At 65.2% G+C, this 15,410-nt stretch carries 12 protein-coding genes, 1 tRNA gene and 2 rRNA genes (1 of these 15 running past the window's edge); 8 read left to right on the top strand and 7 right to left on the bottom strand.

What is annotated here, in order from left to right; translation table 11 throughout:
* Positions 1-90: 90 nt before the first annotated feature.
* The 5 genes from AC3WS4_RS06010 to AC3WS4_RS06030 all read left to right on the top strand — a co-directional run bounded on the left by AC3WS4_RS06010 (position 91) and on the right by AC3WS4_RS06030 (position 7,959).
* Positions 91-2,883, top strand: coding sequence for a TonB-dependent receptor (locus tag AC3WS4_RS06010; protein ID WP_492735735.1), 2,793 nt, complete (start codon positions 91-93; stop codon positions 2,881-2,883).
* Between the two features lie 26 nt (positions 2,884-2,909).
* Positions 2,910-4,361 (top strand): purple acid phosphatase family protein, encoded by a 1,452-nt coding sequence (locus AC3WS4_RS06015; protein ID WP_492742666.1) that lies wholly within the window; start codon positions 2,910-2,912, stop codon positions 4,359-4,361.
* A 1-nt stretch (position 4,362) separates the two neighbouring features.
* Positions 4,363-5,382, top strand: coding sequence for a phytase (locus tag AC3WS4_RS06020; RefSeq protein WP_492735731.1), 1,020 nt, complete (start codon positions 4,363-4,365; stop codon positions 5,380-5,382).
* Between the two features lie 153 nt (positions 5,383-5,535).
* Positions 5,536-7,128, top strand: a complete 1,593-nt coding sequence (gene purH / locus AC3WS4_RS06025; protein ID WP_492735730.1) for a bifunctional phosphoribosylaminoimidazolecarboxamide formyltransferase/IMP cyclohydrolase — start codon at positions 5,536-5,538, stop codon at positions 7,126-7,128.
* Positions 7,129-7,305: 177 nt separating this feature from the next.
* Positions 7,306-7,959 (top strand): YqaA family protein, encoded by a 654-nt coding sequence (locus AC3WS4_RS06030; protein WP_056347043.1) that lies wholly within the window; start codon positions 7,306-7,308, stop codon positions 7,957-7,959.
* 116 nt (positions 7,960-8,075) lie between these two features.
* Here AC3WS4_RS06030 and AC3WS4_RS06035 read toward each other — a convergent pair whose 3' ends face one another.
* Entirely contained in the window at positions 8,076-8,621 is a 546-nt protein-coding gene (locus AC3WS4_RS06035; protein ID WP_492735728.1) for a VOC family protein, read from the bottom strand.
* Positions 8,618-9,706 (bottom strand): 4-hydroxyphenylpyruvate dioxygenase, encoded by a 1,089-nt coding sequence (gene hppD / locus AC3WS4_RS06040; protein WP_492735726.1) that lies wholly within the window; start codon positions 9,704-9,706, stop codon positions 8,618-8,620. Before hppD ends, AC3WS4_RS06035 begins: the two co-directional genes overlap by 4 nt.
* A 212-nt stretch (positions 9,707-9,918) precedes the next feature.
* Between hppD and AC3WS4_RS06045 the strand changes: the two genes are divergently transcribed.
* Both AC3WS4_RS06045 and AC3WS4_RS06050 read left to right on the top strand, forming a co-directional pair.
* Entirely contained in the window at positions 9,919-10,116 is a 198-nt protein-coding gene (locus AC3WS4_RS06045) for a hypothetical protein (RefSeq protein ID WP_187142152.1), read from the top strand.
* A gap of 41 nt (positions 10,117-10,157) precedes the next feature.
* Positions 10,158-11,036 (top strand): hypothetical protein, encoded by an 879-nt coding sequence (locus tag AC3WS4_RS06050; protein ID WP_492735724.1) that lies wholly within the window; start codon positions 10,158-10,160, stop codon positions 11,034-11,036.
* Here AC3WS4_RS06050 and AC3WS4_RS06055 read toward each other — a convergent pair.
* Complete coding sequence (locus AC3WS4_RS06055) at positions 11,033-12,904, bottom strand: ABC-F family ATP-binding cassette domain-containing protein (protein WP_492735722.1); 1,872 nt, start codon at positions 12,902-12,904, stop codon at positions 11,033-11,035. The genes AC3WS4_RS06050 and AC3WS4_RS06055 overlap by 4 nt on opposite strands.
* An 80-nt stretch (positions 12,905-12,984) precedes the next feature.
* On the opposite strand from AC3WS4_RS06055, the gene AC3WS4_RS06060 reads away from it, so the two are divergent.
* The gene (locus AC3WS4_RS06060; protein WP_492735720.1) at positions 12,985-13,410 is read left to right on the top strand and encodes a VOC family protein; all 426 of its coding nucleotides are present in this window, start codon (positions 12,985-12,987) and stop codon (positions 13,408-13,410) included.
* A gap of 6 nt (positions 13,411-13,416) precedes the next feature.
* Here the strand turns inward: AC3WS4_RS06060 and map are convergent, their stop codons facing one another.
* The 4 genes from map to AC3WS4_RS06080 all read right to left on the bottom strand — a co-directional run.
* Complete coding sequence (map, locus tag AC3WS4_RS06065) at positions 13,417-14,244, bottom strand: type I methionyl aminopeptidase (protein ID WP_492735718.1); 828 nt, start codon at positions 14,242-14,244, stop codon at positions 13,417-13,419.
* Positions 14,245-14,351: 107 nt separating this feature from the next.
* Positions 14,352-14,428 (bottom strand) — tRNA-Met (locus AC3WS4_RS06070).
* Positions 14,429-14,538: 110 nt separating this feature from the next.
* Positions 14,539-14,653 (bottom strand): 5S ribosomal RNA (gene rrf, locus AC3WS4_RS06075).
* A gap of 116 nt (positions 14,654-14,769) precedes the next feature.
* Positions 14,770-15,410, bottom strand: a 23S ribosomal RNA gene (locus tag AC3WS4_RS06080) (it continues 2,153 nt past the right edge of the window).

A 15,410-nucleotide genomic window follows, 5' to 3' on the forward strand; every position in this document is an offset into this window, starting at 1 on the left:
ACACAGCGGTCATAGAGCGCTGTCACTGGCCCCCTCGACTCGTCCGGAGCCAACAGGACCGGACGATCTTTCCACTCTCCAGGGGGATTTATGTCCAAGCTTTTGAATGTCCGGTCGCGCATCCTGCTCGGCACCTGTCTTTCGCTCGCCGCCGCGATTCCCGGCACCGCCTTTGCCTCCGACATCACCGGCACCGTCACCGATGCCACCGACACCCGCGCGCTGCAGGGCACCGAAGTGCGCATCGTCGAACTCGGCCGCGTCGCCGAAGCCAGCCGCGACGGCAGCTATCGCTTCGTCGACGTTCCCGCGGGCACATACACGCTCGAAGCACGCTATAGCGGCGCCGAGCGCGTCACCCGGAGCGTCACGGTCACCGACAGCGGCAATGTGATCGCCAATCTCTCGGTCGGCACCGACGGCAGCATCCTCGTCGTCGGTCAGGCCGCGAACCTGTCGAGCAGCCTGTCGCGCCAGCGCGCCGCCGACGGCGTCGAAAGCGTCCTGACCCGCGACGCGATCGGCCAGTTCCCCGACCAGAATGTCGCCGAATCGCTGCGCCGCCTGCCAGGCGTGAACATCCTCAACGACCAGGGCGAAGGCCGCTTCATCTCGGTCCGCGGCCTCGACCCCGAACTCAACGCCGCCTCGATCAACGGCGCGCGCCTGCCCGCACCCGAAAGCGACGTCCGCTCGGTCGCGCTCGACGTCGTCGCCGCCGAACTGATCGAATCGATCGAGGTCAAGAAGTCGCTGACCCCCGACATGGACGCCGACACGATCGGCGCGTCGATCGAAATCCACACCACCAGCGCCTTCGACCGCAAGAAGGACCTGCTCTCGGTCAAGCTTGAGGGCAGCTACAACAATTATGCCGACGCGCTGACCCCCAAGGGCAGCCTCGATTTCTCGACCCGCGTCACCGACAATTTCGGCATCGCGGGCGGCATCAGCTATTACCAGCGCAAGTTCGAAACCGACAATATCGAGGCGGCCGACTGGGACGAACAGGACGGCAACGCCTTTGCGCGCGAAATCCAGTATCGCGACTATGACGTCGAACGGAAGCGCCTCGGCGGCTCGCTCAGCCTCGACTGGCGCCCGAGCGACACCACCAAGCTTTATGCGCGCGGCCTCTACAGCCAGTTCTCCGACCAGGAATATCGCGGCGACGTGATCTTCATCATGAGCGGCGATCCGCGCGAATCGACCGAGACCAGCGCCGAATTCTCGAGCGCCGACGGCCGCATCGAGGTGCGCCGCCGCATGAAGGACCGGTTCGAAAAGCAGAAGATCGCCTCGCTCGTCGTCGGCGGCGAAACCGAAACCGGCCCCTGGAAGCTGACCTATTCGGGCAGCTATTCGAAGGCGAGCGAGAAGGAAGACGGCTCGGTCGACCCGACGCGCTTCCGCGCCCGCTTCTCGGGCACCGGCGCGAACGAGGTCGGGGTCAATTTCGACTATTCGGACCCGCGCCGGCCGCTGTTCGCGGTCAGCGGCAACACCGCGTTGTTCAACAACACCGCGAGCTATGGCTTCAACGAACTGGAAATCACCGACCTGTCGGATTCGCAGGACCGCGAATGGATGGCGCGCGGCGACGTGGCGCGCGAGTTCGCGATGAACGACGGCACCTTCACGCTGCAGGGCGGGGTCAAGTCGCGCTGGCGTTCGAAGTCCTACGACCTCGACGCGCTGGTCTATGACGGGTTCAACGGCACCTACAACCTCGGCAACGTCCTCGCCGCCAGCTACAATTATCGTATTCAGGATCTGGGGCCGCTGCCCGACAAGCATGCGCCGAGCCTCTTCTACTACGGCAATCCCGACGCCTTCAGGCTCAACGAGGACGACACGATCATCAATTCGACCTCGTCGGATTATGCGATCGATGAGGATGTGCTCGCGGGCTATCTGCTCGGCCGCTATGACAGCAGCGCGCTGCGCATCGTCGGCGGGGTCCGTTTCGAGCGCACCTATAACGACATCCGCGCCTTCGCGATCAACGAGGACACGCTGGACATCACGCCGAACCGGATCACCCGCAACTACACCGACTGGCTGCCCAGCCTGACCTTCCGCTTCGAACCCGCCCAGAACCTGGTCCTGCGCCTCGCGGGCTACAAGAATCTGGTGCGGCCCAAGCTGTCGAACCTGGCGCCGCGCGTCGTCCTGAACGAGGAACTGGAAGCCGAGTTCGGCAACCCGAACCTGAAGCCCTATCGCGCCTGGAACATCGATGCGTCGGCCGAATATTATTTCGGCAACAATTCGGCGCTGACCGCCGGGGTGTTCTGGAAGTCGATCGACGATTTCATCGTCGAGCTCACCGACACCACCCCGGGCGAAATCCTCGGCATCGATTATACGAAGGCGACGACCTTCACAAACGGCGAGACCGCGAAGGTCAAGGGGATCGAGCTGAGCTTCGCGCAGCGCTTCACCTTCCTGCCTGCGCCGCTCGACGGGCTGCTGCTCAACGCCAACTACACCTTCACCGACGCCAAGGGCACGGTGTTCGCGGGCGACGACCTGACCGATCCGCGCCGTATCAACCTGCCCGCATCGGCGAAGCACACCTTCAACGTCGCGCTGGGGTATGAAAAGGGTCCGATCTCGCTGCGCGCCGCGGGGACCTATCGCGACAAATATCTCGACGAACTGGGCGGCGATGCCGACGAGGATCGTTTCGTCGATCAGCATTTCCAGCTCGACCTGTCGGCGAAGTTCCGCGTCACCAAGGACATTCGCCTGTTCGCCGAATGGATCAACGTCACCGACGCGCCCTATTTCGCCTATCAGAACTTCGCGGGCGCGAAGCGCATCCTGCAGTATGAAAAATACAGCTGGACCGCGAAGTTCGGCGTTTCGGCGAGCTTCTGATGACGTCGGGGCACGGGGAAGACATGATGACGAAGACGCGCTCGGGCCTTGCTCTGTCGCTGCTCGCGGCGACGGTGCTGGCGGGGACGGCGGCGGCCGCCGAACCCGCGACAACGGGGTTCCCGATCGTGACGCGGACGGAGGATGGCCAGCCCATCCCCCGTTCGGCGGGTCTCCCCTATGCCCCCAAAAATCTTGCCGACCGCATCGTCCTCACGCCCGGGGCCGACCCGGCGCGTGAGATGGCGGTCGCCTTTCGCACCGACACCGCGCAGCCCGAGGCGCAGGCCCAGCTCGCGGTGTCGGTCGATGGGCCGACGCTCGCGGAAAAGGCAAAGCTGGTCGGCGGCACGTCGATGCCGGTCGACAGCAGCTATGGCCCCGCGCTCTATCACCAGATCCGCTTCGAGGGCCTGACCCCCGATACCGCGTACAGCTACCGGGTGAAGGGCGCCGCGGGCTGGAGCGAATGGTATCAGTTCCGCACCGCCGCCGCCGCGGACAAGCCCTTTCGCTTCCTCTATCTCGGCGATGTCCAGAACGGTATATTGACCTATGCCAGCCGCGTGATCCGCCAGGCGTTCCACGCCAATGGCGACATCCGCCTCGTCGTCCATGCCGGCGACCTCGTCGGCCAGCGCGACGACCTCGACCATGACGACGAATGGGGCGAGTGGAATCAGGCCGGCGGCTATAATTATGCGATCGTCCCGCAGGTGCCGGCGACCGGCAACCATGAATATGTCGACGACATCCGGCCCGACGGCACCGAAAGCCGCAAGCTCGGCCCCTATTGGCCGGCGCAGTTCGCGCTGCCCTGGAACGGGGTGAAGCCGGTCGAAGCGACGACCTATTACACCGACTACCAAGGCGTGCGCTTCATCGTCCTCGACGGCACCGCGGCGATCGACCTCGGGTCGATGCAGGCGCAGACCGAATGGCTCGACAAGACGCTCGCCGCGTCGAAAGCGAACTGGAACGTCGTGCTGTTCCACCAGCCGGTCTTCACCTGCGCCCGCCCCAACGACACCGCCGAGATCAAGGCGGCGTGGAAGCCGGTGTTCGAGGCGCGCAAGGTCGACCTGGTGCTGCAGGGCCACGACCATTGTTACAGCCGCCTGACCGGCGAGGCGGGCCGCGAGGCAAGCGCCAAGGCGCGCGCCGACGGCATGATCCAGGGTCCGGTCTATCTGGTCTCGGTGACCGGATCGAAGATGTACAAGCTCAACGACCGCACGCCCTGGCAACCCGACAAGGTCGCCGAGGCGACCGAGCTGTACCAGATCGTCGACGTCGAGCCGAAGACGATCAAATTCCGTACCTTCACCGCCTCCGGCAAGCTGTACGACGGCTTCGACCTGACACGCACCGACAAGGGCAATCGCCTGTCCGAAATCACCGAACCGACGCTGGCCACGCGCCGTTGTTCGGGCGAGGTCGGGCCGGACGGTGGTGCCTGTGTCGCATCGGGGAAATGACATGACCAAGACCCTAAAACTCTTCGCCACCCTCGGCCTCGCAACGGCGCTCGCCGGCTGCGGCGCCAAGGAACCCGTCTTTTTCGGCCTGCCGCCGGTCCCGGTCGCCGCGACCGGCGAGACCGATCCGGTCGGCACCGGCAAGGCCGATGCCGCCGACGATCCGGCGATCTGGGTCGATCCCGCCAACCCGAACCGCGCGCTGATCATCGCCACCGACAAGAAGGCGGGCATCCACGTCTATGACCTGACCGGTAAGGACATCGCCTTCATCAAGGGCGGCCTCGTCAACAATGTCGACGTCGTCGGCAATATCGTCGCGGCGAGCGACCGCAACGATGGCGTCAACGCGCATATCGCGCTGTTCCGGATCGATCCCGCCACCGCGGGTTTGACCGCGCTCGGCCGCGCCGCGGCGGGCACCGGCGAGGCCTATGGCTTCTGCCTGAAAAAAACCGCGCCGGGCGAACCGTTGACCGCCGCGCTGATCATCAAGGACGGCACGGTGCGCGTCGGGACGCTGGCCGTCGACGGCGCCGCGCCGCGCTTTACCGCGCAATGGGAGCACAAGATCCCGACCCAGTCCGAAGGCTGCGTCTTCGACGGCGATACGCTGTACGTCGGCGAAGAGGATGCCGGCATCTGGCGGCTTACCGCCAATGGCGCGGGCGTCGACGCCAAGATGGTCGCGCCGGTCGACAACCAGCGCCTCGTCGCCGACGTCGAGGGCCTTGCGACGATCGACCATAAGGGCCAGCGCTACCTGCTCGCGTCGAGCCAGGGCGACAACGCCTATGCGGTCTTCAAGCTGCCGGGCATGGACTATGTCGGCCGCTTCGCGGTGACCGCCGGCAAATATGGCGCGACCAGCGACACCGACGGCATCGAGGCGGTCGCGGGCCATTTCGGCCCCGACTATCCCGACGGCCTGTTCCTCGCGCAGGACGGCGACAACGCCCCCAGGGCGCAGAATTTCAAACTGCTGCGCTGGGACCATATCGCGGCGGCGCTGGGAATCTGATATCCGTCGCCCCCGCGAAGGCGGGGGCCGCAAGAGGTCTAGCGCAAGGTTGCCAGCGGCCCCCGCCTTCGCGGGGGCGACGACGCTTGCCCTAACGTCCCTTGGCGCCTAGGGGGGCCGCGTCTTTCCCATCCTGCAAAGGCCGCCTTCCCCATGACCGACCTGATTCCCGTCCGCCGCGCCCTGCTGTCCGTCAGCGACAAGGCGGGGCTCGCCGAGCTTGCCGCCGCGCTCGTCCGCCACGGGGTCGAGCTGGTGTCGACCGGCGGCACCGCCAAGGCGCTGCGCGAGGCCGGGCACGAGGTGCTCGACGTCTCCGACCTCACCGGTTTTCCCGAGATGATGGACGGCCGCGTCAAGACGCTGCACCCGACCGTCCACGGCGGCATCCTCGCGGTGCGCGACGACGCGGCGCATGTCGCGTCGATGGAGACGCACGGGATCGGCGCGATCGATCTGGTGGTCGTCAACCTCTACCCCTTCCTCCAGACCGTGATGAGCGGCGCCGACCGCGATACGATCATCGAGAATATCGACATCGGCGGCCCCGCGATGGTGCGCTCGTCGGCGAAGAACCACGCCTTCGTCGGCATCGTCACCGAGCCCGAGGATTATGCCGCGCTGATCGCCGAAATGGACGCCAACAATGGCGCGACCACATTGGCGCTGCGCAAGCGCCTCGCCGCCACCGCCTTTGCGCACACCGCGACCTATGACGGCATGATCGCGCAATGGTTCGCTTTCGCCGACCAGGGCAAATTCTTCCCCGACACGCTGCCGCTGACCGCGAAGCTGTCGAACGAACTGCGTTACGGCGAGAATCCGCACCAGAAGGCGGCGCTCTATCTGCCCGCCGGCCCCGCCGGGCGCGGCATCGCGCAGGCGCAACAGGTTCAGGGCAAGGAACTCAGCTACAACAATATCAACGACGCCGACGCCGCGCTCGAACTCGTCGCCGAATTCCGCGAGGCCGATCCGACCTGCGTCATCGTCAAGCACGCCAACCCCTGCGGCGTCGCCACGGCAGCCACGATCGCCGAGGCCTATGACGCGGCGCTGAAATGCGACGATGTGTCGGCGTTCGGCGGCATCATCGCGGTCAACCGCCCGCTCGACGGCGCGACGGCCGAGGCGATCAGCGGCATTTTCACCGAGGTGGTCTGCGCCCCCGACGCCGACGCCGACGCGCGCGCGGTGTTCGCGAAGAAAAAGAACCTGCGCCTGCTGCTCACCGGCGAACTGCCCGACCCGGCGCGCGGCGGCATCATGATGAAGACGATCGCCGGCGGCTGGCTGGCGCAGAGCCGCGACAACGGCCACATCACCCGCGCCGACCTGAAAATCGTCACCGACCGCGCCCCGACCGAGGAAGAGCTGAGCGACGCGCTGTTCGCCTGGACGATCGCCAAGCATGTGAAGTCGAACGCGATCGTTTACGCCAAGGGCGGATCGACCGCGGGAATCGGCGCGGGGCAGATGAACCGCCGCGACAGCGCGCGCATCGCCGCGGTCAAGGCGCGCGAGGCGGCCGAGAGCCATGGCTGGGCCGAAGCCCGCACGGTCGGCAGCGCGGTGGCGAGCGACGCCTTTTTCCCCTTCGCCGACGGTCTGCTGGCGGCGGTCGAGGCTGGTGCGACCTGCGTCATCCAGCCGGGCGGCTCGATCCGCGACGACGAGGTCATCGCGGCGGCGAACGTGGCGGGGCTCGCGATGGTGTTCACCGGGATGCGGCATTTTAGGCATTGATGGATGTTCCCCGGCGAAAGCCGGGGCCCATGAGGGCACGGCTGGGCTAGCAATCTGGGCCCCGGCTTTCGCCGGGGAACAGTATCTCGACTTCGCCCCGGCCCGCCGCCATAGGTACGCTCGCGCGAATTCTCGCATCAAAGGACCAGCATGACCGCCACCACCCATCGGCCCGGCCTGATCCATCGCATGTACAACTGGACGATGGAGAAATCGGCGCACCCGCACGCCGAGGCCTGGCTGGCGCTGGTCGCCTTTGTCGAGGCGAGCTTCTTCCCGATCCCGCCGCACCCGCTGCTCGGCCTGATGTGCCTCGCCAACCCGAAAAAGGCGGTGCGTTATGCGGTCATCTGCACCCTCGCCTCGGTCGCGGGCGGCATGTTCGGCTACGCGATCGGCTTCTTCCTCTATGAAAGCGTCGGGCTGTGGCTGCTCGGGGTGCTCGGGCTGACCGACGCCTTCCCGCCCGCCGCCTGTTACCTGCGCGAGTTCGGCGCCGAGATCATCCTGATCAAGGGCGCGACGCCGATCCCGTTCAAGCTGCTGACGATCACCGCCGGCTTCATCCACATGAATTTCTGGACCTTCCTGTGGGCGAGCCTCGCCAGCCGGGCCTTTTCCTTCCTGCTGGTCGGGATATTGTTCCGGCTGTTCGGGGCGCCGATCAAGGCGTTCATCGACAAATATCTGATCTGGGTCACCGGCGCCTTCCTGGTCGCGGTGGTCGCCGGGTTCCTGGCGATCGGCGCGCTGTCGGGCGACGGCAAGACCAAGGAAGCCGACAAATGCAGCGGCGCGACGCTGCAGAGCATGGGGCTGGATCGAAAGTAGGCGCGCCACGGCCCCAACCCCGTTCGTCTCGAGCGAAGTCGAGAGACGCTTGGTTGGCGCATGTCTTCGCGTGTCTCGACTTCGCTCGACACGAACGGGAATAGAAGTGAGTTAGTTTACTCGTTCGCCGCCGTGTGCAGCCAATCCGCGTGGCGCGGCGCTTTCTTGGTCTGGCTCCATTCTTCGAGCATCAGCGGCGCGACACGGCGCAGTTCGGCATATTGCTCGGCGGTGCCGATGTCGCAGGCGAGTTCGACGCGGTGGCCGTTGGGGTCGAAGAAATAGATCGACTTGAAGATGCCGTGATGCGTCGGGCCGAGCACGTCGACGCCCTCGCCCTCGAGATGCGCCTTGGCGGCAACCAGCTCGTCATAGCTGCCGACCTTGAACGCCAGATGCTGCACCCACGCCGGGGTGTTGGTGTCGCGTCCCATGTCGGGCTGGTTGGGCAGCTCGAAAAACGCCAGGATGTTGCCGTTCCCCGCGTCGAGGAAGACATGCATATAGGGATCATATTCGCCCGTCGACGGCACATGATCCTCGGCAAAGGCGGTGGTATAGGTCATGCCGAGCATGCGCTCGTACCAGTCGACCGTCTGCTTCGCGTCCTTGCAGCGATAGGCGGCGTGGTGGACGCCGCCCAATTTGATCGGGCTGGTCATTCGGCGGGCTCCTCGACGGTCAGCGCGCCGCGGCGGATCTGGTCCATTTCCATCGACTTGAACAAGGCGGTGAAATTGCCTTCGCCGAACCCCTCGTCCTTCTTGCGCTGGATGAATTCGAAGAAGACCGGGCCGATCACCGTCTGGCCGAAAATCTGGAGCAGCAGGCGCGGATCGCCGTCCTCGGTCGAGCCGTCGAGGAGGATGCCGCGCGACTGGAGGCCCTCGACCGACTCGCCGTGGCCGGGCAGGCGGCCTTCGAGCATCTCGTAATAGGTCGCGGGCGGTGCCGGTGCGAAGGGGTTGCCGAGCGCCTTCAATTTGTCCCAGGCGGCGTAGAGATCGTCGCAGCTGAACGCGATATGCTGGATGCCCTCGCCATTATAAGCGCGCAGATATTCCTCGATCTGGCCCTTGCCGCCGGCGCCTTCCTCGTTGAGCGGGATGCGGATCTTGCCGTCGGGGGCGGTCATCGCCTTCGACGTCAGCCCGGTATATTCGCCCTTGATGTCGAAATAGCGGATCTCGCGGAAGCCCGCGATGCGCTCGTAGAACGCCGCCCAGTGCGCCATGCGGCCGCCATAGACATTGTGGGTCAGATGATCGATCAGCTGCATGCCCGCGCCGACCGGATGGCGATCGACGCCTTCCTCGTACACGAAGTCGATGTCGTAGATGCTGAGGTCGTCGCCATAGCGGTCGACCAGATAGATGATCGAGCCGCCGATGCCGCGGATCGCGGGCAGGCGCAATTCCATCGGCCCCGGCATCACCTCGACCGGTTCGGCGCCGCGTTCGATCGCCTCGGCATAGGCCTTCGCCGCGTCGCGCACGCGCCAGCCCATGCCGCACGCCGACGGACCATGTTCGGCGGCGAAATAGGCGGCGGGCGATTTGGGCTGGTAATTGGCGATCAGGTTGATGCCGCCCTGGCGCCACAGCTGGACATCCTTCGAGCGGTGGCGCGCGATCAGCGTGAAGCCCATCGCGGCAAACACCGGTTCGAGCACGCCCTTTTTGGGCGCCGAAAATTCGACGAATTCGAAACCGTCGAGGCCGAGCGGATTGTCGAACAGGTCGGCCATGGTCATTCCTCATCTAGTTTCAATTGAAACTATTATGATGGAATACGGCCGCCGAGTCAATCGACATGCCGCATGCCGTGGCTGTGACCCGGCGCACTGACGGGGTGGCCGAATCGGCCTATCTCCCATGCCGGTTCCAGTGTATCTGGGACGAGCGAGACTTGGGTCGCTTGTGGCGCCGGGCTGAACCCCGGCTTATTTGGAGACAGACCATGACCAAGAAACGCGAAACCGAAGTGTCGAAAGCCGGCGCGGTCGAACTGACCGAGGACGCGCTCGACAATGTCCAGGGCGCCAGCGGCGACTTCCACATCAAGTTCGACGGACCGACCGCGGTGGCGAACAAATTTTCGCCCGCAACGAACCTCACCCAGAAGGTCAACATCGCGCCGGTAAAGACCGGCCCCTGACGCACCTGCCGGGCACCCCGAAGGTGGACGACGAGCAAAGCATGGCGCGGCCATCGGCGCTCCGTTTCTGGCTTGCGCTCGGCTGGCTGGCGCTCGTCGCGGGCTGGGCCTGGTGGGAATATAGCCATTTCAGCGGCCTTTATCGCTGGCTCGCCGATTGGCAGATCGCGAAATGGGGCGGGTATGAGCAGGTCTGGACCGCGCTCGTCCCCGCCTTCATCCTCGCCATCCCCGCGTTTCGCGTGCTCCGCGAGCGCGAATTGCTGAACCAGGCCTCGCTGATCGCGGGCGACGATCCGGTGCTGATCCTGCACCGCGTGCGCACCGGCATGTTGGTGTGCGGCGTCATCCTCGCGCTCGTCGCGGGCGGTTCCTATCTATACTCGCAGACGCTCCCCGACCCGTCGGACCCGCCGGCGACGGTCGATCTCGCCGCGCTCGGCGGCGCGGCACCGCCGACAGGCTCGGCGATCTTTGCGCGCGCCGTCCCCGACACCGACCGCGCGCTGCAGATGGACGAGGCGTTCCGCTCGCGCTCGGCCGATATCGACCACCAGACCCTCTATGTGCCCGTCGTCGCCGAAGGGGCCGCGAAGGGCGCGCCGGTGCGTTTCTTCATCGACCGCGCGAGCTATGCCTTCGCCGACAGCGGCGAGGCGCCGCGCACCAACATCTTCCTCGCCGATCATATGCAGGGGGTGCTGGTCGAGAACGGCCTGACCGCCGACGTCGTCGCGGCGTTCGAAAAGCAGGGCGTGGCGACCACGTCGCCGCATTATCTGATGACCACCAATTCGGTCGGCGGGCGGCAAACCTATTATATCGTGACGGCGCTCGGCGGGTTCATCGCGGTCATCCTGTTCCTGCTGGCGGCGATCCAGAGCGTGTCGATCGCCAGAGCGCGGCGGCGGACCGCCTAGGCGGTCTCGCGCTCCAGCGCCTCGCTCGCCTCGACCCAGCGCGCTTCGGCGGCTTGCTGCGCGGCGACGATCTTGCCGCGGCGCTGCGACAATTCGCTCATCGTCAGCCCCTTATATTCGTTCGCCGCGCCTGCGGGATCGAACATCGCGCGGTCGATCGCGGTCAGCACGACCTCATATTTCGCCAGATCGGCCTCGGCGTCCGACACCGCCTTCTTGATCTTCGCCGCCGCTTCGCGCGCGGCAGCCGCCGCCTTGCGGTCTTCCTTGCGGTCGGCCTTCGACGCGCCGCGCTCCTTCTCGGACGATTTGCCGAGAATGAAGGCGACATAATCGTCCATGCTGCCGTCGAAATCGCGCGCGGTGCCATTGTCGACGAGCACCAGCCGGTCGGCGGTGAGTTCGAGCATGTGGCGGTCGTGGCTGACGAGGATCACCGCGCCGTCGAAGCCGTTGAGCGCCTGCACCAGCGCCTCGCGCGCATCGACGTCGAGGTGGTTGGTCGGTTCGTCGAGGATCAGCATGTGCGGCGCGTCGCGCGTGATCAGCGCCAGCGCCAGCCGCGCGCGCTCGCCGCCCGACAGCTTCGCCACCTGCGTCGTCGCCTTGTTGCCCGAGAAACCGAAGCGACCGAGCTGCGCGCGCACCGCGCCCTGCGTCTTGCCCTCCATCACCCGCGTCATATGTTCGAGCGGGGTGTCGCCGCCGTCGAGTTCCTCGACCTGATATTGGGTGAAATAGCCGACGCGCATCTTGCCTGTCGCCGCCATTTCGCCGTCCATCGGCGTCAGCTGCGCCGCGAGCAGCCGCGCCAGCGTCGTCTTGCCATTGCCGTTGCGGCCGAGCAGCGCGATGCGGTCGTCGGGGTCGATGCGCAGGTTGAGCCGCTGCAGGATCGGCTTGCCCGGGGTGTAGCCGACGCTCGCGAGGTCGAGCGTGATCAGCGGCGGGCGCAGTTCGTCGGGGCTGGGGAAATCGAACGTCAGGCTCGGATCTTCGGACAGCGCCGCGATCGGCTGCATCCGCGCGAGCTGCTTGGCCCGCGACTGCGCCTGTTTCGCGGTCGAGGCGCGGGCGCTGTTGCGTGCGACATAATCCTGCAGCTTGGCGCGCTGCGCGTCCTGCGCCGCCTTCGCCGCGGCAAGCTGCGCCGCGCGTTCGGCGCGCTGGCGCTCGAAATCGTCGTAACCGCCCGGATAGAGCGTCACCTTGCCGCCCTCGAGATGCAGGATATGGTCGACGACATTGTTGAGCAGGTCGCGTTCGTGGCTGATCACGACAAGCTGGCCCGGATAGGATTTGAGGAAGGATTCGAGCCACATCGTCGCTTCGAGGTCGAGGTGGTTCGACGGTTCGTCGAGCAGCAGCAAATCGGGGTTCGAAAAGAGCAAAGCGGCGAGCGCGACGCGCATCTTCCACCCGCCCGAGAAGCTGTCGAGCGGCTGACCCTGCATCGCCTCGTCGAACCCCAGCCCGATCAGGATGCGCGCGGCGCGCGCCGGCGCGGTGTAGGCGTCGATCGCGATCAGCCGCTCGTGGATGTCACCGAGCCGGTCGGGGTCGGTCACCGTCTCCGATGCTTCGAGCAATTCGGCGCGCTCGGTGTCGGCGGCGAGCACCGTGTCGAACGGCGTCGCGGTGCCGCTCGGCGCTTCCTGCGCGATATAGCCGAGCCGCGTCTTGCGCGGCATTTCGATGCCGCCCTCGTCGGCCTCGAGCTGGCCGATCATCACCTTCATCAGCGTCGACTTGCCGGCGCCGTTGCGCCCGATCAGCCCGGTCCGGCTCTTGCCGGGCAGGCTCGCGGTCGCGCGGTCGAGAATGGCACGCCCGCCAAGGCGCACGGTGAGGCTACTGATCGTCAACATGGGCGCGCGCGTAGCATGTTGCGGCGCACAACCCAAGGGGCGGGGTGGCTTTCCGCGCGGGCCTGCGGCAAAAGCGCGGCATGACCGACCTCGCCCCGTTCCACATCGCCTTCCCGGTCGACGACCTCGACGCCGCGCGCCATTTCTATGGGCGGATTCTCGGTTGTCCCGAGGGGCGCAGCGACCCCGACTGGATCGACTTCAACCTCTATGGACATCAGATCGTCGCGCACCGCGTCGATGCGAAGCGCGCGGGCGTCGCGGGGCATAATCCGGTCGATGGCCACGCGGTGCCGGTGCCGCATTTCGGCGTCGTCCTGCCCCCCGCCGAATGGCGCGCGCTAGCGGACCGACTTCAAGCCCACCGCGTCGCCTTCGTGATCGAACCGCACACACGGTTCGCGGGCCAGCCCGGCGAGCAGTCGACGATGTTCTTCCATGATCCCGCCGGAAATGCGCTGGAATTCAAGGCGTTTGCCGACCTTGGCCAGCTCTTCGCCAAATAGCGTGCCTCACCGATAGGGCGGGTGATGCAGCCCTTTGGGGCTCTGCGTGAAAATCTCCGGCCCGGTTTCGGTGATGCCGATCGAATGTTCAAACTGCGCCGACAGCGACCGGTCGCGGGTCACCGCGGTCCAGTCGTCGTCGAGGATCTTCACCCCCGGTTTGCCGATATTGATCATCGGCTCGATCGTGAAGATCATGCCCGGGCGCAGTTCGGGGCCGGTGCCGGGGCGGCCGTAATGATGCACATCGGGTTCGTCGTGATAGACGAGGCCGACGCCATGGCCGACGAAGTCGCGCACCACCGAATAGCGATGTTTTTCGGCATGGCGTTGGATCGCATCGCCGATGTCGCCGAGCCGGTTACCGGGAACCGCCGCCGCGACGCCGAGCATCAGACACTCATAGGTCACGTCGACCAGCCGCTTCGCCTTCAGCGGCACATCGCCGACGAGGAACATGCGGCTGGTGTCGCCGTGCCAGCCATCGACGACCGCGGTCAGGTCGATGTTCAATATATCGCCTTCGCTCAGAATCTTATCGCCGGGAATGCCGTGGCACACGACATGATTCACCGAGATGCAGCTGGCGTGCCGATAGCCCTGATAACCGATGTTGATCGGCACCGCGCCCGCAGCGACGATCGCGTCGCGCGCGAAATCATCGAGGTCGCCCGTGCTGACTCCCGGTTTGACGAGCGGCACCAGCGCGTCGAGCGTCTCCGCCGCGATCCGCCCCGCGCGGCGCATGCCGGCGAAGGCATCGGGGCCGTGCAGCTTGATGGCGCCGGTGCGCGTGCGCGGCGTGGTGGCGGTGACGTCGAGATAGGTGGTCATGGGTGCAAAATAGGTCCTTTGGGCCGCATTTTCCAGCGATCGCGACCCGCAGCACGGTCTCTCGCCGCTGCCGGACACAAAAAAACCCGCCGGAAGGCGGGTCTTGTTGGTTGCGGGAGTAGGATTTGAACCTACGACCTTCAGGTTATGAGCCTGACGAGCTACCGGGCTGCTCCATCCCGCGCCACCAATATGCGGCTCATGCGCCGCAAAACAGCAAAAGGCCGGCATCGCTGCCGGCCTTTGAACTTGTGAATGGGTTTTTCCGTTTTTCGACCATACGCCGGCTGCAATGCCTGGCGACGTCCTACTCTTCCAGGGCTTGAGCCATAGTACCATCGGCGCTGTCAGGTTTCACGTCCGAGTTCGAGATGGGATCGGGTGGGTCACTGACGCCATGGTCACCAAGCAATGAAGCCGGCGTAGGTCAAAAAGGGTTTCAATCGATGCCCGTGCAATATGGACTGTTTTACAATCATCCACGTCGCGGACAATCCTACAGGACTGTCGTTGATGGTGGGACTCTTAAGTGCGAATAGAGCAATTAGTATCGGTTAGCTCCACACGTTACCGCGCTTCTACATCCGATCTATCAACGTGGTGGTCTTCCACGGCTCTATGAAATCTTATCTTGAGGGAGGCTTCCCGCTTAGATGCTTTCAGCGGTTATCCCGTCCATACATAGCTACCCTGCTGCGCTCCTGGCGGAACGACAGGTACACCAGAGGTATGTTCAACCCGGTCCTCTCGTACTAGGGTCAACTCCTCTCAAATTTCGACGCCCACGGCAGATAGGGACCAAACTGTCTCACGACGTTCTGAACCCAGCTCACGTACCACTTTAATTGGCGAACAGCCAAACCCTTGGGACCTGCTCCAGCCCCAGGATGTGATGAGCCGACATCGAGGTGCCAAACGATTCCGTCGATATGAGCTCTTGGGAATCATCAGCCTGTTATCCCCGGCGTACCTTTTATCCGTTGAGCGATGGCCCTTCCACTCGGGACCACCGGATCACTATGACCGACTTTCGTCTCTGCTCGACTCGTCAGTCTCGCAGTCAGGCAGGCTTATGCCATTGCACTCTAACAGACGGTTTCCAACCGTCCTGAGCCTACCATCGCGCGCCTCCGTTACTCTTTAGGAGGCGACCGCCCCAGTCAAAC

The sequence above is a fragment of the Sphingopyxis sp. EU05-FHT14B03 genome (genome assembly GCF_058790875.1).